Source organism: Pseudomonas sp. BAV 4579 (genome assembly GCF_009765395.1).
GTDB lineage: Bacteria > Pseudomonadota > Gammaproteobacteria > Pseudomonadales > Pseudomonadaceae > Chryseomonas > Chryseomonas aestiva.
The window spans coordinates 1-21,265 of record NZ_WHOV01000137.1 but is presented as its reverse complement, the minus strand read 5'-3'; the positions used below and the strand labels follow the sequence as shown (position 1 = coordinate 21,265).

The following is a 21,265-nucleotide window of genomic DNA, read 5'->3' as shown; positions in this document are numbered from 1 at the left end:
ACCCCTGTTACCGCCGTGAAAGGGCGGTGTCCTAGGCCACTAGACGAAGGGGACCAGGTAGAATCCCTGAGGACTCTGGCCTACCACTCGGCTGACGCTTGCCGCCGTTGGGAGTGCGCGCATTCTAGGGAGCCTTACCCTGGGCGTCAATAGCTGATTAAATACTTTTCAAATCAACGACTTCGCTCGCACGACAAACGGCGGGCAAGCACCATGGAGAAGGTCATGTCCTCAACGAGGATTGCAGCGGTAGTGGGGCTTGGCATCCTCGTGTTGATCATGATCGCCTTCGTCAATCAGAAGCTCGAAGCGGGACGCCTGGAAAAGCAGCGCCTGGTCGCCGACCTCACCGACCGCATCAAGCGCTGCGCCCAGCTGGGCGGCAGCTTACCCGGCCAGCTGATGACCCCGGCGCTCAAGCAGCTGTTCCACCGCATCGAACTGGGGCTGATCGCCCGCCTCGCCGCCTTGCAGACGCCTTCCGCCAGCCTCAGTGCACGCAAGACCGAACTGGAAGAAGCCCTGGCCAAGGGCGACGACATCGAAGTCGCTAACACTGCCCGGCCGGTGCATACCGAGGCGCGAGTCAAGGAAGTCCGCGGTTATCTGGAAATGCTCCATGCACTCGTCGCCCATGCCAACCAGATCGGCATTCTCGACGGCCAGGAAGCGCAGCGCTGGGTCGGCGAGATGCGCTATCTGCTCACGGCGACCTATGTGGAATTCTTCCGCTATCAGGCCGAACAGCAGATCAAGAGCGAGCACTACATCCAGGCGCGGCAGTCGTACGAGCGGGCGATCATGCAGATTCGCAAGCAGCAGCAACCCGAGCGCTATACCGAGTTGCTGGCCCATCTGGAAGAGCAGATCACCCAGGTGAAACGCCAGCAGAGCGAAATGGTCGAGCAGGCCAGCAGCAGTTCCAACGAGCTGTCGGACAGCGTGGACACGCTCAAGGACGACAGTTGGCGCAAGAAGAACGACTACGAGTGAGGGCTTCCCTGCCCTCCTCCGGCGATCAGCAGTCGGTCGCGACCAGAAAGGCCGCTACCAGCGCTTCGATACCGGCCTGATCCGCTACGCTGAAGCGCCCCGGATGCGGGCTGTCCAGATCCAGCACGCCGATCAGGCGACCGCCCTGGACCAGCGGCACCACCAGCTCGCTGCGCGAAGCGGCGTCACAGGCGATATGTCCGGGAAAGGCATGGACATCCTCGACGCGCTGGGTACGCCGCTCTCGGGCGGCGGCCCCGCACACGCCCTTGCTGAAGGGAATGCGCATGCAGGCGACCTTGCCCTGAAAGGGCCCGAGCAGCAGCTGGTCCTCACCCTCGACGAAATAGAAGCCGGCCCAGTTCAGGTCCGGTACCTCCTGATAGATGAAGGCCGACAACTGGGCGGCATTGGCTACCAGATTGCGCTCACCGGCCAGTAGGGCTTCCACCTGGGCGGCCAGCATGGCGTAGCCTTCGAGTCCTGCCCCTACGCCCGTCAGTTCTACGGTCATGCGTTCTCCAACAGTTTGAGCCCGACCCATTGCCGGGCGAATTGATAGGCACAGCGGCCATTGCGGTTGCCGCGACCGGAAGCCCAGCGGATGGCCTCGCGATCAGCGTCTTCGGACCACTCCAGCTGCAGGCCGGACTTGCCGGCCAGGGTCGCGCACCAGTGGCGCACCACGGCGAGATAGTGATCCTGGGTGAAGGGATAGAAGGACAGCCACAGACCGAAGCGATCCGACAGGGCGATCTTGTCTTCGGCCGCCTCGCTCGGATGCAGTTCGCCGTCGACGTGCTCCCAGTTGGCATTGTCACTCTGCCGTTCGGCCACCAGATGACGCCGGTTGGAGGTGGCATAGAGCACCACGTTGTCCGGCGCCTGCTCCAGGGAGCCATCCAGCACGCTCTTGAGCACCCGGTAGTCGTCGCTGCCGGAATCGAAGGACAGGTCGTCACAGAACACCACGAAGCGCTGCGGCTGACCGGCGAGCTGCTCCACGGCGCGGGGCAGATCGGCGAGATCGTCACGCTCGATTTCGATCAGCCGCAGACCCTCACCGGCATATTCCGCCAGCAACGCCCGGATCAGCGACGACTTGCCGGTGCCCCGCGCGCCCCACAGCAAACTGTGGTTGGCTGGCAGTCCAGCCACGAATTGCCGGGTGTTGCGGGCGAGCTGGTCGCGCTGGCGATCGATACCCAGCAGATCGGCCAGGCGCAGTTCCAGATTGACCTTGAGCGGCTGCAGATAGCCGCCATGGCCCTCCCGGCGCCAGCGCGCGGCATAGCAGCGCTGCCAGTCCAGCGGTTCGCGACGATGGGGCAACAGGGGCTCGAGACGCTCCAGCACCTGCCGCGCGTGGAGCAGAAAGTCTTCTAGGGAGGCATTCACAGGGATGATCCTTGACGACAAGAAGAGAAGCGGGCCAGCCGCCAGCCAGGCCGCGCATTATCGTATGACCTTCACCTTCCAGACAAAGGCCGGACGAACCAGGTGCTAGGACGCCAGCGCCTGGCGAACATGCTTTTCCAGCTGCGACGGCCGGGTGATGGGCGCGAAGCGCTGCACGCGCCCCTGCGCCGGCGTGATCAGGAACTTGGTGAAATTCCAGCGAATCGCACCGCCCAGGAGACCCGGGGCCGCCTGCTTGAGGGCGACGAACAGCGGATGGGCGCCGTCGCCGTTGACGTCGAGCTTGGCCATTACCGGAAAGCTGACGTTGAAGCGGGTCAGGCAGAAGGTCTGGATCTCGGCATTGCTGCCGGGCTCCTGGCCGCCGAACTGGTTGCAGGGAAAGACGATCACTCGCAGCCCTTGGGCCAGATAGCGCTGCTGCAACAGCTCGAGGCCATCGTACTGGCGGGTGAAGCCGCAACGACTGGCGGTATTGACCACCAGATAGGCCCGTGCCGGCCAGTCGGCCAGGCAGGCCCGCTGGCCGTCAGCCGTTTCGAACGGCAGGCTGAGGAGGTCCTGGATCACGCGGAGGCCCTGGGTTGCAGCTGCAAGGCCACCGAATTGATGCAGTAGCGCAGGCCGGTCGGTGGCGGACCGTCGGGAAAGACGTGTCCCAGGTGCGCATCGCAACGGGCGCAGAGCACCTCGACGCGGTGCATGCCGTGACTGAAGTCCTCCTTTTCCCGTACCGCCTCGGCAGCGATGGGCGCGTAATAGCTGGGCCAGCCGCAACCGGAATCGAACTTGGTACTGGAGTCGAACAGTGCCAGCTCGCAGCAGGCGCAGTGATAGACGCCGGGCGTCTTGGTGTTGCAGTAGGCGCCGGTGTAGGGTCTTTCGGTCGCGGCCAGGCGACAGACGCGAAACTGATCGTCGGTCAGGCGCTCACGCCAGTCTTCCGGGCTACGCTGTACTTTTTCCATGATGACCTCGCTGGATGCCGGCGCATCTTTTGTAACAGGCGATGCAGCCGTATGATTCCCGCTCAGTCTGGCATCCGCCCCCGGATGCTGCCAAGCGCCGGTCGGCGTCCGTTCCCGCCGAGTCTTTCTCGCCCTTTTCCAGGATTCATTTCCCCATGCAGGTCTCCAAGTCGAACAAGCTCGCCAATGTCTGCTACGACATCCGCGGCCCGGTCCTCAAGCATGCCAAGCGCCTCGAAGAGGAAGGCCACCGCATCCTGAAGCTCAACATCGGCAATCCGGCACCCTTCGGCTTCGAGGCGCCCGAGGAGATCCTGCAGGACGTCATCCGCAATCTGCCGACCGCCCAGGGCTACAGCGACTCCAAGGGTCTGTTCAGCGCGCGCAAGGCGGTGATGCAGTACTGCCAGCAGAAGCGCATCGAGGGTGTCGGCATCGAGGACATCTACCTCGGCAATGGCGTCTCCGAGCTGATCGTCATGGCCATGCAGGCGCTGCTCAACAACAACGACGAGGTGCTGATCCCGGCGCCGGACTATCCGCTGTGGACCGCCGCGGTCAGCCTGGCCGGCGGCAAGCCGGTGCACTACCTGTGCGACGAGCAGGCAGGCTGGTTCCCCGACCTGGCGGACATGGAAGCCAAGATCACCAGCAACACCAAGGCGCTGGTGCTGATCAATCCGAACAACCCCACCGGCGCGGTCTACTCCAAGGAGGTGCTGGAAGGCATCGTCGAACTGGCGCGACGGCACAACCTGGTGCTGTTCTCCGACGAGATCTACGACAAGATCCTCTACGACGAAGCCCAGCACATCTCCACCGCCTCCCTGGCACCGGACGTCCTGTGCCTGACCTTCAACGGGCTGTCCAAGTCCTATCGCGTCGCCGGTTTCCGCTCGGGCTGGCTGATCGTCTCGGGCCCCAAGCATCGCGCCCACAGCTATATCGAAGGCCTCGACATCCTCGCCAACATGCGCCTGTGCGCCAACGTGCCGGCGCAGCATGCGATCCAGACCGCGCTGGGTGGCTACCAGAGCATCAACGACCTGGTGCTGCCGCACGGCCGCCTGCTGGAACAGCGCAATCGCACCTGGGAGTTGCTCAACGACATTCCCGGGGTCAGTTGCGTGAAACCGATGGGCGCGCTCTATGCCTTCCCGCGGATCGACCCCAAGGTCTGCCCCATCCACAACGACGAAAAATTCGTTCTCGACCTGCTGCTCTCGGAAAAGCTGCTGGTGGTCCAGGGCACGGCCTTCAATTGGCCCTGGCCCGATCACTTCCGCGTCGTCACCCTGCCCCGCGTCGATGACCTGGAGCAGGCCATCGGTCGCATCGGCAACTTCCTCGGTGGCTACTCCCAGTAGCGGTAAAGCATTTCCGGGTCTTTCACCGGTTGGCGCCACCCGCGGCGTCAACCGGCGCCGGCCCTTGCGTGACCGTCATCGCCTGACCGGCGAGACCATCGACGACACAGTTTGCAATAGAGGAAACGTTGAATGGATCGGGGCCGAACCTTATATAGCCGGCAGATAAACCTGTGAGGAGCTGTACCCCACCATGATGCGCATTCTGTTATTTCTGGCTACCAACCTGGCGGTGCTGATCGTTGCCAGCATCACCTTGAAGGTGCTTGGCGTGGATCGCTACACCGGTCAGAACTATGGCAGTCTGCTGGTGTTCTGTGCCGTGTTCGGTTTCGCCGGCTCGCTGGTCTCGCTGTTCATCTCCAAGTGGATGGCGAAGATGAGCACCCGCACCGAGGTCATCAGCCAGCCGCGGACCCGCCATGAGCAGTGGCTGCTACAGACCGTCGAGGAGCTGGCCCGCGAAGCCGGCATCAAGACCCCCGAGGTCGGCATCTTCCCGGCCTACGAGGCCAACGCCTTCGCCACCGGCTGGAACCGCAACGACGCGCTCGTCGCGGTCAGCCAGGGCCTGCTGGAGCGCTTCTCGCCCGAAGAGGTGCGCGCGGTGCTGGCCCACGAGATCGGTCACGTCGCCAATGGCGACATGGTGACCCTGGCGCTGATCCAGGGCGTGGTGAACACCTTCGTGATGTTCTTCGCGCGGATCTTCGGCAACTTCGTCGACAAGGCCATCTTCAAGAACGAGGAAGGCCACGGCATCGCCTACTTCGTGACCACCATCGTCGCCGAACTGGTACTGGGCATCCTGGCCAGCATCATCGTCATGTGGTTCTCGCGCAAACGCGAATTCCGCGCCGACGAAGCCGGTGCGCGCCTGGCCGGCCCCAATGCCATGATCGGCGCCCTGCAGCGCCTGCGTGCCGAGCAGGGTATCCCGGTGCAGATGCCCGACACCCTGAACGCCTTCGGCATCAACGGCTCGCTGAAGAACGGCCTGGCCGGTCTGCTGATGAGCCACCCGCCGCTGGAAGACCGCATCGAGGCCCTGCGCCGCTACGGTCAGCGCTAAGCGCCAGCGATGAAAAAAACCGGCTTCGGCCGGGTTTTTTCATGGGCGGGTCAAGGATCGAATGGCCTCGCCCAGCCCTTCGCCGGTCAGAGGAAACATGCGCTGAGCCATGAGTTCGCGCAGCAGCTGGATCGAGGTACTGCTGGCCCAGCCCTCCTGGGGATAGGGGTTGAGCCAGGCCGCCCGTGGGAAGTGCTGGCAGAGTCGCTGGATCCACAGGGCACCGGGCTCTTCGTTCCAGTGCTCGACGCTGCCACCTGGATGGGTGATCTCGCAGGGCCCCATGCTGGCGTCGCCGACGATCACCAGGCGGTAGTCCGCGCCATAGCGGCGCAGCAGCTCGGCGGTATTCAACCCCTCCTCATGGCGCCGGGCATTGTCACGCCAGACGCGTTCATAGACGCAATTGTGGAAGTAGTAGTACTCCAGGTCGCGAAACTCCAGGCGACAGGCGCTGAACAGCTCGCTGCACAGGCGCACATGCAGATCCATGGAGCCGCCGACATCGAGTAGCAGCAGCACCTTGGTCGCATTGTGCCGTTCCGGTCGATAGCGCACGTCCAGCAGACCACCCTCGCGTGCCGTGGCCGCGACGGTACCCTCCAGATCGAATTCCGCCGCCGCGCCCTGGCGGGCGAAGCGCCTGAGCCGGCGCAGGGCCAGTTGCAGGTTGCGCCGGTCCAGCGGCGCACGATCGTCCAGGTTACGGTAGTCGCGCTGCTCCCAGACCTTGGCCGCTTGCCCCTGCCGGGTACCGGCCTCGCCGATGCGCACGCCGAAGGGATTGTAGCCACCGCTGCCGAAGGGACTGGTGCCTCCCGTGCCTATCCACTTGTTGCCACCGGCATGCCGCTCGCGCTGTTCGGCGAGGCGCTGCTGCAGGGTGGCGAGCAATTCATCGAGGCCACCCAGCGCCTGAAGCCGCTGGCGATCCTCCTCGGACAGCCGCCGCTGCAACTCCAGTCGCAGCCAGTCCGCGGGAATCGCCTTGGTATCCGCCGATCGCTCCGACCTGGCCAGCTCGCCGGCATAGACCTGATCGAAACGGTCGAAGAAGCGCTCGTCCTTGACCAGTACCGCACGGGCCAGCAGATAGAAGGCGTCGGGATCGGCCACCACCAGGCCCGCATCCAGGACAGCATGCAGATCCAGCAGTTCGCCCAAAGACACCGGGATGCCCGCCGCCCTGAGTCGGGTGAAGAAATCGAGGAACATGCCTCTCCTCAGCTCCGCCGACGACGCATGAAGGCCTGGCGCTCAAGCAACTGCAGATCCTGCTCGTACTTCAACAGGGCGCCCACCAGCGGCGGCAGACCGGCCTCGCCATGCAGTGCCCGCTGCGCCGCCTCATCGCCCAGCAGCAGCGCCAGCCAGTCCACCAGCTCCGAGGTGGACGGCTTCTTCTTCAGCCCCGGCACGCTGCGCAGTTCAAGGAAGAGATCCAGGGCGTCCTGGACCAGCCGCTGCTGGAGATCGGGATAGTGCACCTGGACGATGCGTTCGAGGGTTTCGCGCTCGGGAAAGCGGATGAAGTGGAAGAAGCAGCGGCGCAGGAAGGCGTCCGGCAACTCCTTTTCGTTGTTGGAGGTGATGATGATGATCGGGCGCCGCTGGGCGCGGATGGTCTCGCCGGTCTCGTAGACGTGGAACTCCATGCGATCGAGTTCCAGCAGCAGATCGTTGGGAAATTCGAGGTCGGCCTTGTCGATCTCGTCGATCAGCAGCACCACTGGATCCTCGGCGGTGAAGGCGTCCCACAGCTTGCCCGGCTTGATGTAGTTCGCTACCTCCTGCACCCGGGGATCGCCGAGCTGGGAATCGCGCAGGCGGCTCACCGCATCGTATTCATAGAGGCCCTGCTGCGCCTTGGTGGTGGACTTCACATGCCAGGTGATCAGCCGCGCGCCTTGGCTCTGGGCCACCTGCTCCGCCAGCAGCGTCTTGCCGGTGCCCGGCTCGCCCTTAACCAGCAACGGACGCCCCAGCCGGATGGCCGCATTCACCGCCAGACTGAGTTCGGCCGTGGCCACATAACGCTCGGTACCCTGAAAGGCCATCACTGATCCTCGGCAGCTGTTTCGCCTGACGATAGCATGCCACGCCCGGGCTGGACGTCATCGGACGCAAGGCCTAGGCTGCGAGTTTTCCGCGCCGCACAGGATCCTCCATGAGCCGCATCTTCGCTGACAATGCCCAGTCCATCGGCAATACGCCACTGGTCTACATCAATCGCCTCGGCCCCAAGGGCGTCACCCTGCTCGCCAAGATCGAGGGACGCAATCCGGGTTATTCGGTCAAGTGCCGCATCGGCGCCAACCTGATCTGGGACGCCGAAGCCAAGGGGCTGCTCAAGCCGGGCATGAGCCTGGTGGAGCCGACGTCGGGCAATACGGGGATCGGCCTGGCCTACGTCGCCGCCGCCCGGGGTTACCGCCTGGTACTGACCATGCCCGCCTCCATGAGCCTGGAGCGACGCAAGGTGCTCAAGGCGCTGGGTGCGGAGCTGGTGCTGACCGAGCCGGCCAAGGGCATGAAGGGCGCCATCGAAAAGGCCCGGGAAATCGCCGAGAGCGAACCCGATAGCTATTTCATGCCGCAGCAATTCGACAACCCGGCCAATCCGGCCATCCACGAGAAGACCACCGGCCCCGAGATCTGGAACGACACCGATGGCGCCATCGATGTACTGGTGGCCGGCGTGGGTACCGGCGGCACCCTGACCGGCATCTCGCGCTTCATCAAGAACACCAAGGGCAAGCCGATCCTGTCGGTGGCCGTCGAGCCGGAGACCTCGCCGGTCATCAGCCAGACCCTCGCCGGTGCCGAGGTGAAACCCAGCCCGCACAAGATCCAGGGTATCGGCGCCGGCTTCGTGCCCGGCAACCTGGATCTCACCATGGTCGATCGCGTCGAGCAGGTGAGCGATGAGCAGGCCAAGCTGATGGCCCAGCGACTGATGCGCGAGGAAGGCATTCTCTGCGGCATCTCCTGCGGCGCCGCCATGGCCGCCGCGGTCCGACTGGCCGAGACGCCGGAGATGCAGGGCAAGACCATCGTGGTCATCCTGCCGGATTCCGGTGAGCGCTATCTGTCGACGATGCTCTTCGACGGTCTGTTCGACGAGCAGGACCTCGTCCAGTAAAAGGACAGAGGCTCCGCCCTCTTCCCTGCGGGCGGCGCCGGCAAGGTCTGGACCGCATTACCGCCACCCAAGAAAAAGCCCGGTTTCCCGGGCTTTTTCTTGTATCAGAGATGCTTGATCTCGGCCTTGGCGTCCAGGGCCCGACGGTAGGCGGCGAAATCGACCTGTCCGGCGCGCGAGGCGAGGTAGCGGCGGTACAACGCCTTGTCCTCGGCGCTCAAGGCTTCCTTGGGTACCCCTACGCCCTGCAGGCGGATCAGCACGAAGTCACCGTTCTGCAGGCTGATGCCGGCATAGGACGGCTTGTCGGCTTCCGGCTTGGCCATGCGGAAGGCTGCCTGCAACACCTGGGGATCGACACCCTCCTGGTTGCGGGTGGCGGCTTCGACGGTACGCCAGTCACCCGCGGCGGCCTTGCCACCTGCCTGCAGGGTCTTGAGCTGTTCCTCGCCAGCCTGCTTGGCTGCGGCTGCGGCCTTTTCCTGGGTCAGGCGGGTCACGATCTCCTTCCTGACCGCATCCAGGGGTTGCAGCTGCGGCGTGCGATGCTCCTTGTCGCGGATCACCACCAGGGTCTCCGGATCGAGCTGCAGCGCGGTGCTGTTGGCGCCGTTGCGCAGGACGTCCTCGCTGAAGGCCGCCTCGATCACCTGACGGTTGGCGGTCAGCCCCTCGCCTCCTTCACGACCGAAGGGAGCGCTGGTCTTGACCTGCAGTCCCAGTTCCTGGGCCGGCTGGCTCAGGTCGGAGGATTCATATGCGGAGCTTTCCAGCTTGCGGCCCGCTTCCACGAACAGGCGGTCGGCGTCTTCCGCCTTGAGCTGCTGCTCCAGACGCGGCCGGACACTGGCCAGGGGGGGTACTTTCGGCGCCTGCACGCCCTGCAGCTTGATCAGGTGCCAGCCAAAGCTGGTGCGCACCGGGGCCGACACCTGCTGGGGTGCCAGGGCATACAAGGCCTCTTCGAAGGCCGGGTCATAGACGCCGCGACCGGCGAAGCCGAGGTCGCCGCCATTGGCCGCCGAACCCGGATCCTGGGAGAACTCCTTGGCCAGCTTGGCGAAGTCCTCACCCTTCTTCAGGCGCTCCTGGATCTGCTGGATCTTGGCCTTGGCCTGGTCGTCGCTCTGCTTGTCGTTGACCTCGATGAGGATATGCGCAGCGTCACGCTGCTCCGACAGGTTGGCGATCTCGGACTTGTAGGCGGCCTGCAGGCGGCTTTCGTCGACCTTGGCCTTGGCCAGGAAGGCGGACTTGTTCAGCTCGACGTAATCGATGACCACCTGTTCGGGCGTCATGAAGGCGTTCTTGTGGCTGTCGTAGTAGGCCTGGACTTCGTCCTGGGTCGGCGTGATGCCGGCCGGCGAGGCCTTGACGGTGCGCATGGCAAAATCACGGGTCTGGCGTTCGAGCGCGGCGAAGGCATCGATGTCGGCGTCGGTAACGAAGTTGCTGCCGACGATGCCGGCGCGCAGCTGACCGATCAGCATCTCGTCACGCAGCAGATCGCGGAACTGCAGGCGGTTGTAGTTCATCTGGCGAACGGCCTGATCGAAGCGCTGGGGATCGAAACGCCCTTCGGTCTGGAATTCGGGGGTATTGAGGATCAGCTGATCCAGCGCCTGCTCGGAGAAGGCGAAGCGATCGGCCTTGGCGCTCTGCAGCAGCAGTTGCTTGTCGATCAGTGCCTTGAGCGCGGACTCGCGCAGCAGACGATCATCCAGAGTGGACGGATCGAAGCCCTGCCCCAATTGCTGCTGCAGCTGGCGACGCTGCATCTCCACGGCCTGGGCCAGCTCCGTCTGCTTGATCTCGTCGCCGTTGACCAGGGCAACGGCGCCCTGGTGACCCGTGGCGCGGATAATCGCTTCGAAGCCGGTCAGTGCCATCAGCAGGATGATGAATCCGATGATGACTTTGGCAATCCATCCCTGCGAACGGTCCCTGATGTTTTGTAGCATGTTCCCCCCACGAGCTGTGGCCGGACCGGCCATGGCGAAATCGTCGAATAGCAAATAGCGAAAAGGCGCATCTCGAGATGCGCCTTTTCATCGATCAAGGACCTTGCATCCAGCAGGACGGCGGAGCACCAGCAACCTCGTCTGGCAGCCCGCCCATCAAGCCCAGGTGCGCCGTCAGTGGGTACTGACGCGCTCCTTGCCTTCCTGATCCCGCTTCTCGTCCTTGCTGACGAGCTCCGGACCATCGTCCGGAAGCGGCTCCGGCGTGTATTGCAGCGCAACCTCCAAGACCTCGTCAATCCATTTGACTGGCTTGATCTGCAAGTCGGCCTTGATGTTGTCCGGAATGTCCCGCAGATCCCGGACGTTTTCTTCCGGGATGATCACGGTACGGATGCCGCCGCGGTGGGCTGCGAGCAGCTTTTCCTTGAGGCCGCCAATGGCCAGGACCTGCCCGCGCAGGGTGATCTCGCCGGTCATGGCCACGTCGGCCCGTACCGGGATGCGGGTAGCCGCCGAGACCAGCGCCGTGCACATCCCGATACCGGCGCTCGGACCGTCCTTGGGCGTAGCGCCTTCGGGAACGTGGATATGGATGTCGTGCTTCTCGTGGAAGTCCTTGGGAATACCCAGGCTGCGGCCACGGCTGCGGACCACGGTCAGGGCCGCGGTGATGGACTCGGCCATCACATCGCCCAGCGAGCCGGTCTTGATCATCTGGCCCTTGCCGGGAACGACCGCGGACTCGATGGTCAGCAATTCGCCACCCACCTGGGTCCAGGCCAGGCCGGTCACCTGACCGATCTGATCCTGCTGCTCGGCGAGACCGTAGCGGAACTTGCGCACGCCCAGCCAGTGCTCCAGGGTGTCCACGGTGACGCTGGCGGTACGCTCCTTGCTCAGGGCGTGCTGCTTGACCACCTTGCGGCAGACCTTGGCAACCTGCCGTTCCAGGCTCCGAACGCCCGCTTCGCGGGTGTAGTAGCGGATGATATCGCGCAGCGCGTCTTCATCGAATTCCACCTCGCCCTTCTTCAGGCCATTGGCCTTGACCTGCTTGGGAATCAGGTAGCGGATGGCGATGTTGACCTTTTCCGCCTCGGTGTAGCCCGGCAGGCGAATGACTTCCATGCGGTCCAGCAACGGCGCCGGAATGTTCATGGAGTTGGCGGTGCAGACGAACATCACGTCGGAGAGGTCATAGTCCACTTCGAGGTAATGGTCGTTGAAGGTGTGGTTCTGCTCCGGATCCAGAACCTCGAGCAGTGCAGAGGCAGGATCGCCACGCATGTCGTTGCCCATCTTGTCGATTTCGTCGAGCAGGAACAGCGGATTGCGCACCCCGACCTTGGTCATCTTCTGGATCAGGCGACCCGGCATGGAGCCGATGTAGGTGCGACGGTGACCGCGGATCTCGGCTTCGTCACGCACGCCACCCAGGGCCATGCGCACGAATTTGCGACCGGTGGAGCGAGCGATGGACTCGGCCAGGGAAGTCTTACCCACGCCGGGCGGGCCGACCAGGCACAGCACCGGCCCGCGTACCTTCTTCACGCGCTTCTGCACGGCGAGGTATTCGAGGATGCGTTCCTTCACCTCTTCGAGACCATAGTGGTCCTTGTCGAGGACTTCCTCGGCACGGCCCAGGTCCAGGCGGACCTTGCTTTCCGCCTGCCACGGCACGTTCACCAGCCAGTCGATGTAGGAGCGCACCACGGTGGCTTCCGCCGACATCGGCGACATCTGCTTGAGCTTGTTCAGCTCAGCATTGGCTTTGGTCAGGGCATCCTTGGGCAGACCAGCCGCTTCGATACGACGCTTGAGATCATCGACCTCGTTGTGCCCTTCGTCAATGTCACCCAGTTCTTTCTGGATGGCCTTCATCTGTTCGTTGAGATAGTACTCGCGCTGGCTGCGCTCCATCTGCTTCTTGACGCGGCCGCGGATGCGCTTTTCCACCTGCAGGAGGTCGATTTCGGCATCCAGCAGGGCCAACACGTGCTCGACGCGCGCACCCAGCTCGGTGATCTCGAGGATCTCCTGCTTCTGCTCGATCTTCAGCGCCATGTGGGCGGCCATGGTATCGACCAGGCGGCTGGGGTCCTCGATGCTGTTGAGCGAGGACAGCACTTCGGCGGGGACCTTCTTGCCAAGTTGCACGTATTGCTCGAACTGACTCATCAGGCTGCGCGAGAACACCTCGGATTCGCGATCCGGGGCTTCGCTGTCCTCGATCAGCGTGACCAGCGCACGGGCATAGGCCTGGCTTTCGACGAAGGACTCGATACGGCCACGCTGCTCGCCTTCGACCAGGACCTTGACGGTGCCATCGGGTAGCTTGAGCAGCTGGAGAACGGTTGCCACCGTACCCATGTGATACATGTCATCCGCGGCGGGATCGTCATCGCCGGGATTCTTCTGCGCGACCAGCAGGATCTGCTTGTCGCCAGCCATGGCGGCCTCGAGGGCCTCGACGGACTTTTCCCTTCCGACGAACAATGGGATGACCATGTGGGGATAGACCACTACGTCACGTAGGGGCAGCAGGGGAAGTTCTATCGTCGTAGTCATGGGATACGGGTCTCGGCAAATAATCGGCCGCAGATGCGGTTAAGGCCTCGGTTTTTCCTAACATGAGGTTGGCCGCCGCAAAATACAACCGTCGCTGAAATGAAAAAGGGGCCGAAGCCCCTTTTGTCACGCGTCCGGCGCCGCCTTGGCGGGCTCGCTGTTCTCGTAGATGAGCAGCGGCTGGGAACTCCCCTCGATGACGCTCTCGTCGATGACCACCTTGCTGACTTCCTTCTGCGAAGGAATCTCGTACATGGTCTCGAGCAGGATGCCTTCGAGGATGGATCTCAGACCCCGGGCACCGGTCTTGCGCTCCAGCGCCTTGCGGGCAACCGCCTTGAGCGCGTCGGGACGGAACTCCAGATCCACGTCTTCCATCTCGAAGAGCTTGGCGTACTGCTTGGTCAGGGCGTTCTTCGGCTCGGTCAGGATCTGCATGAGCGCCGGCTCGTCCAACTCGTCCAGGGTCGCGATGACCGGCAGACGACCGACGAACTCCGGAATCAGACCGAACTTGACCAGATCCTCGGGCTCGGCGTCACGCAGGGATTCGCCGATCTTCTTGCCCAGCTCCACGCTGCGCACCTCGGCATTGAAGCCGATGCCGCCGCCCTTGGTGGAACGATTCTGGATGACCTTTTCCAGGCCGGCGAAGGCACCACCGCAGATGAACAGGATGTTACGGGTATCGACCTGCAGGAATTCCTGCTGGGGATGCTTGCGGCCACCCTGGGGCGGAACCGACGCCACGGTACCTTCGATCAGCTTCAGCAGGGCCTGCTGCACACCCTCACCCGAGACGTCACGGGTGATGGAGGGGTTGTCGGACTTGCGCGAGATCTTATCGATCTCGTCGATGTAGACGATACCCATCTGGGCCTTTTCCACATCGTAGTCGCACTTCTGCAGCAACTTCTGAATGATGTTCTCGACGTCCTCACCCACATAACCGGCTTCGGTCAGCGTGGTGGCATCGGCGATGGTGAAAGGTACGTTGAGCAAGCGCGCCAGCGTTTCCGCCAGCAGGGTCTTGCCCGAACCGGTCGGACCGATGAGCAGGATGTTGCTCTTGCCCAGCTCGACGTCGTCTTTCTTCTCGCGCTGATTCAGACGCTTGTAGTGGTTGTAGACGGCAACGGCGAGGACCCGCTTGGCACGCTGCTGACCAATGACATACTGGTCGAGGATAGCGCTGATTTCCTTCGGCGCTGGCAGCTTGTGCGCATTGCTTTCGGCCTGAGCTTCCTGGACTTCCTCGCGGATGATGTCATTGCACAGGTCGACGCATTCGTCGCAGATGAAGACGGAGGGTCCAGCGATCAATTTACGTACTTCGTGCTGACTCTTGCCGCAGAAGGAGCAGTAAAGCAGCTTGCCGTTATCGTCGCTATTGCGCGTATCTGTCATTCGATCGATCCAATGGAATGTGCTTACATCAACAAGATGGAGCCTATTGCACGGTTTTTCAAGCCTACCTGCCCAAACGACGGCGCCTGGGCAGGTGGTCGAGGCGGGGTCAGGCGGGGATGTTGCGCTTCTCGAGGACCTTGTCGATCAGGCCGTAGGCAACGGCTTCGGGGCCACTCATGAAGTTGTCACGGTCGGTATCGCGGGCGATCACGTCCATGGGCTGACCGGTGTGATGCGCCAGTACCTTGTTCAGACGCTCACGGATGGTCAGAATTTCACGGGCGTGAATTTCGATGTCCGACGCCTGACCCTGGAAACCGCCCAGGGGCTGGTGAATCATCATCCGCGAGTGCGGCAGGCAGAAGCGCTTCTCGGCGGCGCCACCTGCCAGCAGCAGGGCGCCCATGCTGCAGGCCTGGCCGATGCAGATGGTGGAGACGTCGGGCTTGATGAACTGCATGGTGTCGTAGATCGACATGCCAGCGGTCACCGAACCACCCGGGCTGTTGATATAGAGGTGGATGTCCTTGTCAGGATTCTCCGCTTCCAGGAACAGCAGCTGGGCGACGACCAGGTTGGCCATGTAGTCCTCGACCTGGCCGACCAGGAAGATGACCCGCTCCTTGAGCAGCCGGGAGTAGATGTCGTAGGCGCGCTCGCCCCGGGCGGATTGCTCCACCACCATGGGTACCAGACCGCCAGCGGCTTGAATATCGGGCATGGATTGCATGTATGAATTGCGGGACATGTCCTGCACTAGCTCCCTATCTGGATGACCTGTCAAAAACACATAAGCCAGCACGAGGCTGGCTTAGGTGAACTAGCAACTGGAGGCAGATCAGGCTGCTTGCGGAGCCTCGGCCGGTTTGACCGCGTCCTCGTAGGAGACCTGCTTGTCGGTGACTTTTGCCTGCTTGAGGACAGTATCCACGACTTGTTCTTCCAGTACAACCGAACGCACTTCGTTCAGCTGCTGCTCGTTCTGGTAGTACCACTTCACTACCTGCTCGGGCTCCTGATAGGCCGCAGCCATTTCCTCGATCAGCTCGCGAACGCGGGCGTCATCGGGCTTGAGCTCGAACTGCTTGACCATCTCGGCGATGATCAGACCCAGCAGCACGCGGCGCTTGGCCTGCTCGCTGAACAGCTCGGCCGGCAGTTGCTCGGGCTGGATGTTGCCACCGAACTGCTGGACGGCCTGGACGCGCAGACGATCCACTTCGTTGCTGATCAGGGCAGCCGGGACGTCGATCTGGTTGGCGGCCAGCAGACCGTCCATGACCTGGTTCTTGACCTTGGTCTTGAGGGCCTGGCGCAGCTCGCGGTCCATATTCTTGCGCACTTCGGCGCGGAAACCTTCGACGGTGGTCTCTTCCACGCCGAACTGCTTGAAGAAGGCTTCGTTCAGTTCGGGCAGCTCGGGAGCGGCCACTTCCTTGACGGTGACCTTGAACTGGGCGGCCTTGCCGGCCAGATCCAGGTTCTGGTAGTCCTCGGGGAAGGTCAGGTCGAGCACGCGCTCGTCACCGGCCTTGGCGCCGAACAGGCCGTCTTCGAAACCGGGGATCATGCGACCCGAGCCCAGCACCAGCTTGGTGCCTTCGGCGGAACCACCGGCGAAGGCTTCGCCGTCCTGGGTACCGACGAAGTCCAGGGTGAGCTGGTCATCGTTGGCGGCAGCGCGGTCAACGGCTTCATAACGGGTGCCCTGCTTGCGCAGCACGTCGAGCATCTTGTCGATGTCGGCGTCTTCGACGCTTGCGTCCTGACGCTCGATCTCGATGCCGTCCAGGCCCTTGACTTCGAACTCGGGGAAGACTTCGAAGGTGGCAACGTATTCCAGGTCCTTGCCCTTTTCGAACACCTTGGGTTCGACGGCGGGTGCGCCGGCCGGGTTGAGCTTCTGCTCGACAACGGCTTCGTAGAAGGTTTCCTGAATGAGATCACCCAAGGCTTCCTGACGAGCCGAGGCTTCGTAGCGCTGGCGGATGACGCTCATGGGTACCTTGCCCGGGCGGAAACCGGGAACCTTGGCACGCCGTGCAGTCTGCTGCAGACGCTTGTTCACTTCGGTTTCAATACGCTCGGCCGGCACGCCAATGGTCATGCGACGCTCGAGAGCAGAGGTGTTTTCAACGGAAACTTGCATGGATATTCCTCGTGGCACAGAAACAGGCCGGCACTCCGACCCCCCAGAATCAAGGGCGACCATTCTAGAGACAGTCTCAAGCGAAGTCACCTGGCTTGATCCAGCGGTGCGTACGGGCACTGCCAAAGGGAGCCCGACCGAGCGTGTCGAGAGCAACATTTTGTTGCCCGCCCTGAGTTGTACGACGTCGTATGTAATGCTAAACCCTGAAGGGCAAGCTAACGAAAAGGCCGACTCCGGCCCTATTCACAACAACAATCGTTAGGAGAACCGCCCTAATGGACCAATCCGGTTCCGTCGAGAAATCCATACCCGAGAGCAGGGAGCAGAGCTCCGGCCTGCGCCGCCTGGCGAAGCTGTTGGGCCCCGGCATCATTGCGGTGCTGTCCTGGCTGGGCGCCGGGGACCTCATCACCTCCTAGGTGGCAGGGGCCAACTACGGCTACGCCATGATGTGGGTGCTGGCGGTGTCCCTGCTGCTGCGCTTTCTCATCGTCAACATCATCGCCCGCTTCCAGCTGTGCAATAACCGCGGCATGTCGATCCTCGAAGGCTATGCCCAGCTGCACCCGGTGTTCGCCTGGTTCATGCTCGGCTACGCGCTGATCATGGGGCACCTGACCAATGCCTACATGCTCAAGGGCGCCGGCGAAGCCCTGGCCACCCTGCTCCACCTCGACCAGCCGCTGCTCTGCTCGGTGGCGGTGGTGATCGCGGTCTGGCTGCTGGTGGGCCGCAACTTCTATGCACTGATCGAGGGGGTGATGAAGGTGTTGCTGGCGGTCATGACCCTGGCCTTCATCACCCTGGCGGTGATGTCGGGTCCGGACCTGGGCGGCATCCTGCGCGGCACCATCGGCTTCAGCATCCCGCCGGACGAAGGCGTGCATGGCGCCCTGCTGGTAGCGGTTTCGGTGATCGGCGCCGTGGCCGGCTCCATCGCCAACTTCGTGCATCCCTATGTGATGAAGGAAAAGGGCTGGACCGGCCCGGAACACAAGCGCATCCAGCGCAACGACCTGCTCTTCGCGGTGGTGGTCGGCATCGTCATCAACCTGGCCGTCTGGGTGGTCGGGGTGGAGATCCTCAGACCCAATGGCCTGCAGGTGAATACCCTGAGCGACCTGGGCGCGGCCCTGGAGCTGTTCTTCGGCACCGGCGGCTGGCTGATCTTCTTCACCGGGGTCTTCGCCACCCTGTTCGCCAGCGTGGTGGGCAAGACCACCGCCTTCCCCATGCTGATCACCGATGCCCTGCAGCACATCCGGCCGGAACGCCGTGAACGCTATGGCAAGACCTTTCACAAGGACCCGGCGCACAGGTGGTTCCTGCTCTTCATCCTGGTGACGCCGCTGGTATGGTCGCTGCCGGGCATGCCCGACTTCGTGACCCTGACCATTGGCGTGAATGCCCTCAACATCGTCGGCCTGCCGGTGATCTCCCTGGGGCTGCTGATCATGTCCAACCAGAAGTCGCTGCTGGGCGACAAGTACCGCAACAACTGGTTCGAGAATCTGGCGCTGGGCTTCGCCACCCTGCTGGCGATCTGGGTCGCGATCCAGTTGGGCCTGCAGTTGCTCGGCTGAGCCCCCGTTTCGGGGCGGATTCGCCGCCCCCCGCTTTCCTCAAGGAGTCTAGAGATGCCTGAACAGAACGAACGTCAATTGCTGCTGCAGGTGGGTCCGCTGCTGCCGGCCCTGCAGGACGCCCTCACTTCACGCCATGAGGTGCTGCGGCTCTGGGAAGCACCCGACCCGTCCGCACTGCCCGCCGCGCGTGGTCAGGACGTGGTGGCCCTGGTCACCTCCGGGGTGCATGGTGCGACGCGCGAGCTGATGAGTGCCCTGCCTGGCCTGAAGGCGGTGTTCAGTTTCGGGGTGGGCTACGACAGCATCGACATCGCCGCCGCCCGGGATCTGGGCGTGGTGGTGAGCAACACCCCGGGCGTGCTGGATGACTGCGTCGCCGACACCGCCTTCGCCCTCCTGATCGATGTGGCGCGGGGCATCAGCGCCGCGGATCGCTTCGTGCGTCGCGGCGACTGGCAGCAGGGCAAGTTTCCGCTGACCTCGCGCCTGGCCGGCAAGACCTGCGGCATCGTCGGCCTGGGCAATATCGGCAAGAGCATCGCCCGCCGGGTCGAGGCCTTCGGCATGGAGGTGGCCTACCATGGTCGCCAGCGGCAACCGGACATTCCCTATCGCTATCACGCCGAGCTGGAAGACCTGGCAAAGGCGGCGGATTTCCTGGTCCTGTCGCTGCCCGGCGGACCGGCCACCGACAAGCTGGTCGATGCGCGAATCCTGGCCGCCCTGGGCCCCCGTGGCTATCTTATCAACATCGCCCGCGGCAGTGTGGTCGACGAACCCGCCCTGGTGGCCGCCTTGCAGGCCGGCAGCCTGGGTGGCGCCGGCCTGGATGTCTTCGCCGAGGAGCCGGCGGTGCCCGCCGAGTTGCTGACGCTGGACAACGTGGTCCTCACCCCGCACCTCGGCAGCGGCACCCACGAGACCCGTTAGGCCATGGCCGACCTGGTACTGGCCAACGTGGAGCGTTACTTCGCCGAGGGACACCTGGTCACGCCGGTCTGACCGCAGTCACCTGCCGGCCGGCATGCTACTCGATGGCCGGCAGGGTCTTGCCGCGGATGCGCCGGGCCAGGGAGTCATAGATCTCGCGGCAGCCTTCGGACCAGAAGCGATCGGGATCGTCCTGGGGTTCGAGGGTGACGGAGAACTCGCCATCGCGCTCCTTCAGCACGAAATGGTCGTTGGTATAGAAGAAGGACAGGCCGATGGCGAAGGTCTGGGGGATGCCGGCGAGGTCATCGACGATCACCGTGAGGTCATAACGGGCATAGACCTCCAGCTCGCGCACGATATTGCCATCCACGCGCTTTTCCAGGCCCAGCCCGGCATCCACCTGATCCGCGGGGGTGAGCCCCAGGTAGCGGGTGAAGCAGTCCGGCAATTCATGCAGACGGCGCTCCAGTCCCTGCCAGTAGGCTTCTTCCCGCTCGGCCGCCTTGCTCAGCGCCTGACTCAATGCCTGATATCGTTCCATTGCCGTTCCCATGTGTTCACCGGAGGCCGTCGACGGACGACCGACAGCTCTGAGACCCCAGCCGGGTCCCGGGGTGCCGCAGCGATTGGCGACGGGCTTCAGGATGCCGGCCAGCCCAGCATCGGGGCGCGGGTTTCACCGAGCAGGAAGCCCCGATTGGCGTCGGTGCAGGCGCGCAGATAGTCGGTCACCAGGGTGATGCGCCGCAGGCGGCGCAGGTCTTCTCGGTAATAGAGCCAGAATTGCCGGGTGATTTGGATCTGCTCCGGCAACAGCGCCACCAGTCGCGGATCGGGCTCGGCGACGAAGCACGGCAGGATGGCCAGGGCGTGTCCGCACAGGGCCGCCTGGTACTGGGCGATCACGCTGGTGCTGCGCAGGCCGCTGCTGGCCTCGGGCAGGATCCGCTCCAAATAGAGCAGTTCAGGGCTGAAGGCGAGATCGTCGACATAGGTGATGAATCTGTGGCGCTGCAGATCGGCTAGCTGCGTGACGGGTGGGTGGCTGGCCAGATAGTCGGCGGTGGCATAGAGCCGCAGGCGGTAGTCGCACAGCTTGCGGCAGACATAGGGCCCGCGCTCGGGCCGCTCCAGGGTAATGGCGATGTCGGCTTCGCGCCGCGACAGGTTGACGAAGTGCGGCACCGGCAGCACCTCCAGGGTGATGCCGGGATAGCGATCCTGGAAGAAGCTCAGCTGGGGCGCGACGAAGTAGCTGCCGAAGCCTTCGGTGGCGCCGATACGCACCTGGCCGGACGGCGCCAGCCGGGTGTCGGAGATCTGCTCGCAGGCGGTCTGCAGGGTGCTTTCCAGGGTTTCCGCGTGCACCAGCAGGCGCTGGCCTTCCATCGTGAGGCTGAAACCGGTGCTGCGCGACTTCTCGAACAGCAGCGCCCCCAGCGCCTTTTCCAGGGCGGCGATCCGCCGCGAGACGGTGGTGTAGTCCACCCCCAGCCGCCGGGCCGCGGCGCTGGCCTTCTGGGTGCGCGCCACTTCGAGGAAGAATCTGAGATCGTCCCAGTCGAGACGTCCCGCCGGGTTATTGGATTTTTGCATATCGGTCGGGCGTTTTTATCGGAAGCCAGGGGACTTTTGCCGGAACTATACTGCTTACCAGGTCGCGTCACGAGCGGTGACGGCGCGAATCTCTG

The 21,265-nt window shown here is 63.5% G+C and carries 17 protein-coding genes and 2 pseudogenes; 6 read left to right on the top strand and 13 right to left on the bottom strand.

Annotated features, from left to right (window positions below; all coding sequences use genetic code 11):
- Positions 1–225 precede the first annotated feature (225 nt).
- Complete coding sequence (locus GSQ95_RS21920; RefSeq protein WP_256664684.1) at positions 226–993, top strand: hypothetical protein; 768 nt, start codon at positions 226–228, stop codon at positions 991–993.
- Positions 994–1,018: 25 nt separating this feature from the next.
- Here GSQ95_RS21920 and GSQ95_RS21915 read toward each other — a convergent pair whose 3' ends face one another.
- The 4 genes from GSQ95_RS21915 to msrB form a co-directional block, all read right to left on the bottom strand.
- Complete coding sequence (locus GSQ95_RS21915; RefSeq protein ID WP_158890825.1) at positions 1,019–1,507, bottom strand: GAF domain-containing protein; 489 nt, start codon at positions 1,505–1,507, stop codon at positions 1,019–1,021.
- Positions 1,504–2,391, bottom strand: a complete 888-nt coding sequence (locus GSQ95_RS21910) for an ATP-binding protein (protein ID WP_158890823.1) — start codon at positions 2,389–2,391, stop codon at positions 1,504–1,506. Before GSQ95_RS21910 ends, GSQ95_RS21915 begins: the two co-directional genes overlap by 4 nt.
- A 105-nt stretch (positions 2,392–2,496) precedes the next feature.
- On the bottom strand, positions 2,497–2,982 hold the full coding sequence (locus GSQ95_RS21905) for a glutathione peroxidase (RefSeq protein WP_158890821.1): 486 nt from the start codon (positions 2,980–2,982) through the stop codon (positions 2,497–2,499).
- Positions 2,979–3,380 (bottom strand): peptide-methionine (R)-S-oxide reductase MsrB, encoded by a 402-nt coding sequence (msrB, locus tag GSQ95_RS21900; protein ID WP_133859295.1) that lies wholly within the window; start codon positions 3,378–3,380, stop codon positions 2,979–2,981. Before msrB ends, GSQ95_RS21905 begins: the two co-directional genes overlap by 4 nt.
- Positions 3,381–3,535: 155 nt before the next feature.
- Here msrB and GSQ95_RS21895 point away from each other — a divergent pair, with 155 nt between their 5' ends.
- Together GSQ95_RS21895 and htpX are read left to right on the top strand one after the other, a co-directional pair.
- Positions 3,536–4,747 (top strand): pyridoxal phosphate-dependent aminotransferase, encoded by a 1,212-nt coding sequence (locus GSQ95_RS21895; RefSeq protein WP_133859296.1) that lies wholly within the window; start codon positions 3,536–3,538, stop codon positions 4,745–4,747.
- A 193-nt stretch (positions 4,748–4,940) separates the two neighbouring features.
- Complete coding sequence (gene htpX, locus GSQ95_RS21890) at positions 4,941–5,819, top strand: protease HtpX (protein ID WP_007162229.1); 879 nt, start codon at positions 4,941–4,943, stop codon at positions 5,817–5,819.
- Between the two features lie 39 nt (positions 5,820–5,858).
- On the opposite strand, the gene GSQ95_RS21885 is transcribed toward htpX, so the two are convergent.
- A complete protein-coding gene (locus GSQ95_RS21885; RefSeq protein WP_158890819.1) occupies positions 5,859–7,034 on the bottom strand; it encodes a VWA domain-containing protein in 1,176 nt (391 codons plus the stop codon).
- Between the two features lie 8 nt (positions 7,035–7,042).
- Entirely contained in the window at positions 7,043–7,876 is an 834-nt protein-coding gene (locus GSQ95_RS21880; RefSeq protein ID WP_158890817.1) for a MoxR family ATPase, read from the bottom strand.
- Positions 7,877–7,986: 110 nt separating this feature from the next.
- On the opposite strand from GSQ95_RS21880, the gene cysK reads away from it, so the two are divergent.
- Positions 7,987–8,961: a cysteine synthase A gene (gene cysK / locus GSQ95_RS21875; protein WP_158890815.1), complete on the top strand. Its 975-nt coding sequence runs from the start codon at positions 7,987–7,989 to the stop codon at positions 8,959–8,961.
- A gap of 104 nt (positions 8,962–9,065) precedes the next feature.
- Here the strand turns inward: cysK and GSQ95_RS21870 are convergent, their stop codons facing one another.
- The 5 genes from GSQ95_RS21870 to tig all read right to left on the bottom strand — a co-directional run bounded on the left by GSQ95_RS21870 (position 9,066) and on the right by tig (position 17,052).
- On the bottom strand, positions 9,066–10,922 hold the full coding sequence (locus tag GSQ95_RS21870) for a SurA N-terminal domain-containing protein (RefSeq protein WP_158890814.1): 1,857 nt from the start codon (positions 10,920–10,922) through the stop codon (positions 9,066–9,068).
- A 174-nt stretch (positions 10,923–11,096) separates the two neighbouring features.
- Positions 11,097–13,493: an endopeptidase La gene (lon, locus tag GSQ95_RS21865; RefSeq protein ID WP_133859301.1), complete on the bottom strand. Its 2,397-nt coding sequence runs from the start codon at positions 13,491–13,493 to the stop codon at positions 11,097–11,099.
- Between the two features lie 126 nt (positions 13,494–13,619).
- The gene (gene clpX / locus GSQ95_RS21860) at positions 13,620–14,900 is read right to left on the bottom strand and encodes an ATP-dependent Clp protease ATP-binding subunit ClpX (protein ID WP_017642587.1); all 1,281 of its coding nucleotides are present in this window, start codon (positions 14,898–14,900) and stop codon (positions 13,620–13,622) included.
- Between the two features lie 109 nt (positions 14,901–15,009).
- Positions 15,010–15,651, bottom strand: coding sequence for an ATP-dependent Clp endopeptidase proteolytic subunit ClpP (gene clpP, locus GSQ95_RS21855; RefSeq protein ID WP_007162222.1), 642 nt, complete (start codon positions 15,649–15,651; stop codon positions 15,010–15,012).
- 90 nt (positions 15,652–15,741) lie between these two features.
- The gene (gene tig, locus GSQ95_RS21850; RefSeq protein WP_158890812.1) at positions 15,742–17,052 is read right to left on the bottom strand and encodes a trigger factor; all 1,311 of its coding nucleotides are present in this window, start codon (positions 17,050–17,052) and stop codon (positions 15,742–15,744) included.
- Positions 17,053–17,330: 278 nt separating this feature from the next.
- Here tig and GSQ95_RS21845 point away from each other — a divergent pair.
- A pseudogene (locus GSQ95_RS21845) lies at positions 17,331–18,638 on the top strand (Nramp family divalent metal transporter).
- Positions 18,639–18,692: 54 nt separating this feature from the next.
- Positions 18,693–19,643, top strand: a pseudogene (locus GSQ95_RS21840) (2-hydroxyacid dehydrogenase).
- A 25-nt stretch (positions 19,644–19,668) separates the two neighbouring features.
- Here the strand turns inward: GSQ95_RS21840 and GSQ95_RS21835 are convergent.
- Positions 19,669–20,115: a hypothetical protein gene (locus GSQ95_RS21835; protein WP_178118378.1), complete on the bottom strand. Its 447-nt coding sequence runs from the start codon at positions 20,113–20,115 to the stop codon at positions 19,669–19,671.
- Positions 20,116–20,213: 98 nt separating this feature from the next.
- Positions 20,214–21,170, bottom strand: a complete 957-nt coding sequence (locus GSQ95_RS21830) for a LysR family transcriptional regulator (protein ID WP_158890809.1) — start codon at positions 21,168–21,170, stop codon at positions 20,214–20,216.
- Positions 21,171–21,265: the final 95 nt, after the last annotated feature.

What these genes read in the sequence shown, in the direction of transcription:
- GSQ95_RS21920 (WP_256664684.1), top strand. Translation starts at nt 226, where the DNA reads ATGTCCTCAACGAGGATTGCAGCGGTAGTGGGGCTTGGCATCCTCGTG.
- GSQ95_RS21915 (WP_158890825.1), bottom strand. Translation starts at nt 1,507, where the DNA reads ATGACCGTAGAACTGACGGGCGTAGGGGCAGGACTCGAAGGCTACGCC.
- msrB (WP_133859295.1), bottom strand. Translation starts at nt 3,380, where the DNA reads ATGGAAAAAGTACAGCGTAGCCCGGAAGACTGGCGTGAGCGCCTGACC.
- GSQ95_RS21895 (WP_133859296.1), top strand. Translation starts at nt 3,536, where the DNA reads ATGCAGGTCTCCAAGTCGAACAAGCTCGCCAATGTCTGCTACGACATC.
- htpX (WP_007162229.1), top strand. Translation starts at nt 4,941, where the DNA reads ATGATGCGCATTCTGTTATTTCTGGCTACCAACCTGGCGGTGCTGATC.
- GSQ95_RS21885 (WP_158890819.1), bottom strand. Translation starts at nt 7,034, where the DNA reads ATGTTCCTCGATTTCTTCACCCGACTCAGGGCGGCGGGCATCCCGGTG.
- GSQ95_RS21880 (WP_158890817.1), bottom strand. Translation starts at nt 7,876, where the DNA reads ATGGCCTTTCAGGGTACCGAGCGTTATGTGGCCACGGCCGAACTCAGT.
- cysK (WP_158890815.1), top strand. Translation starts at nt 7,987, where the DNA reads ATGAGCCGCATCTTCGCTGACAATGCCCAGTCCATCGGCAATACGCCA.
- GSQ95_RS21870 (WP_158890814.1), bottom strand. Translation starts at nt 10,922, where the DNA reads ATGCTACAAAACATCAGGGACCGTTCGCAGGGATGGATTGCCAAAGTC.
- lon (WP_133859301.1), bottom strand. Translation starts at nt 13,493, where the DNA reads ATGACTACGACGATAGAACTTCCCCTGCTGCCCCTACGTGACGTAGTG.
- clpX (WP_017642587.1), bottom strand. Translation starts at nt 14,900, where the DNA reads ATGACAGATACGCGCAATAGCGACGATAACGGCAAGCTGCTTTACTGC.
- clpP (WP_007162222.1), bottom strand. Translation starts at nt 15,651, where the DNA reads ATGTCCCGCAATTCATACATGCAATCCATGCCCGATATTCAAGCCGCT.
- tig (WP_158890812.1), bottom strand. Translation starts at nt 17,052, where the DNA reads ATGCAAGTTTCCGTTGAAAACACCTCTGCTCTCGAGCGTCGCATGACC.
- GSQ95_RS21835 (WP_178118378.1), bottom strand. Translation starts at nt 20,115, where the DNA reads ATGGAACGATATCAGGCATTGAGTCAGGCGCTGAGCAAGGCGGCCGAG.
- GSQ95_RS21830 (WP_158890809.1), bottom strand. Translation starts at nt 21,170, where the DNA reads ATGCAAAAATCCAATAACCCGGCGGGACGTCTCGACTGGGACGATCTC.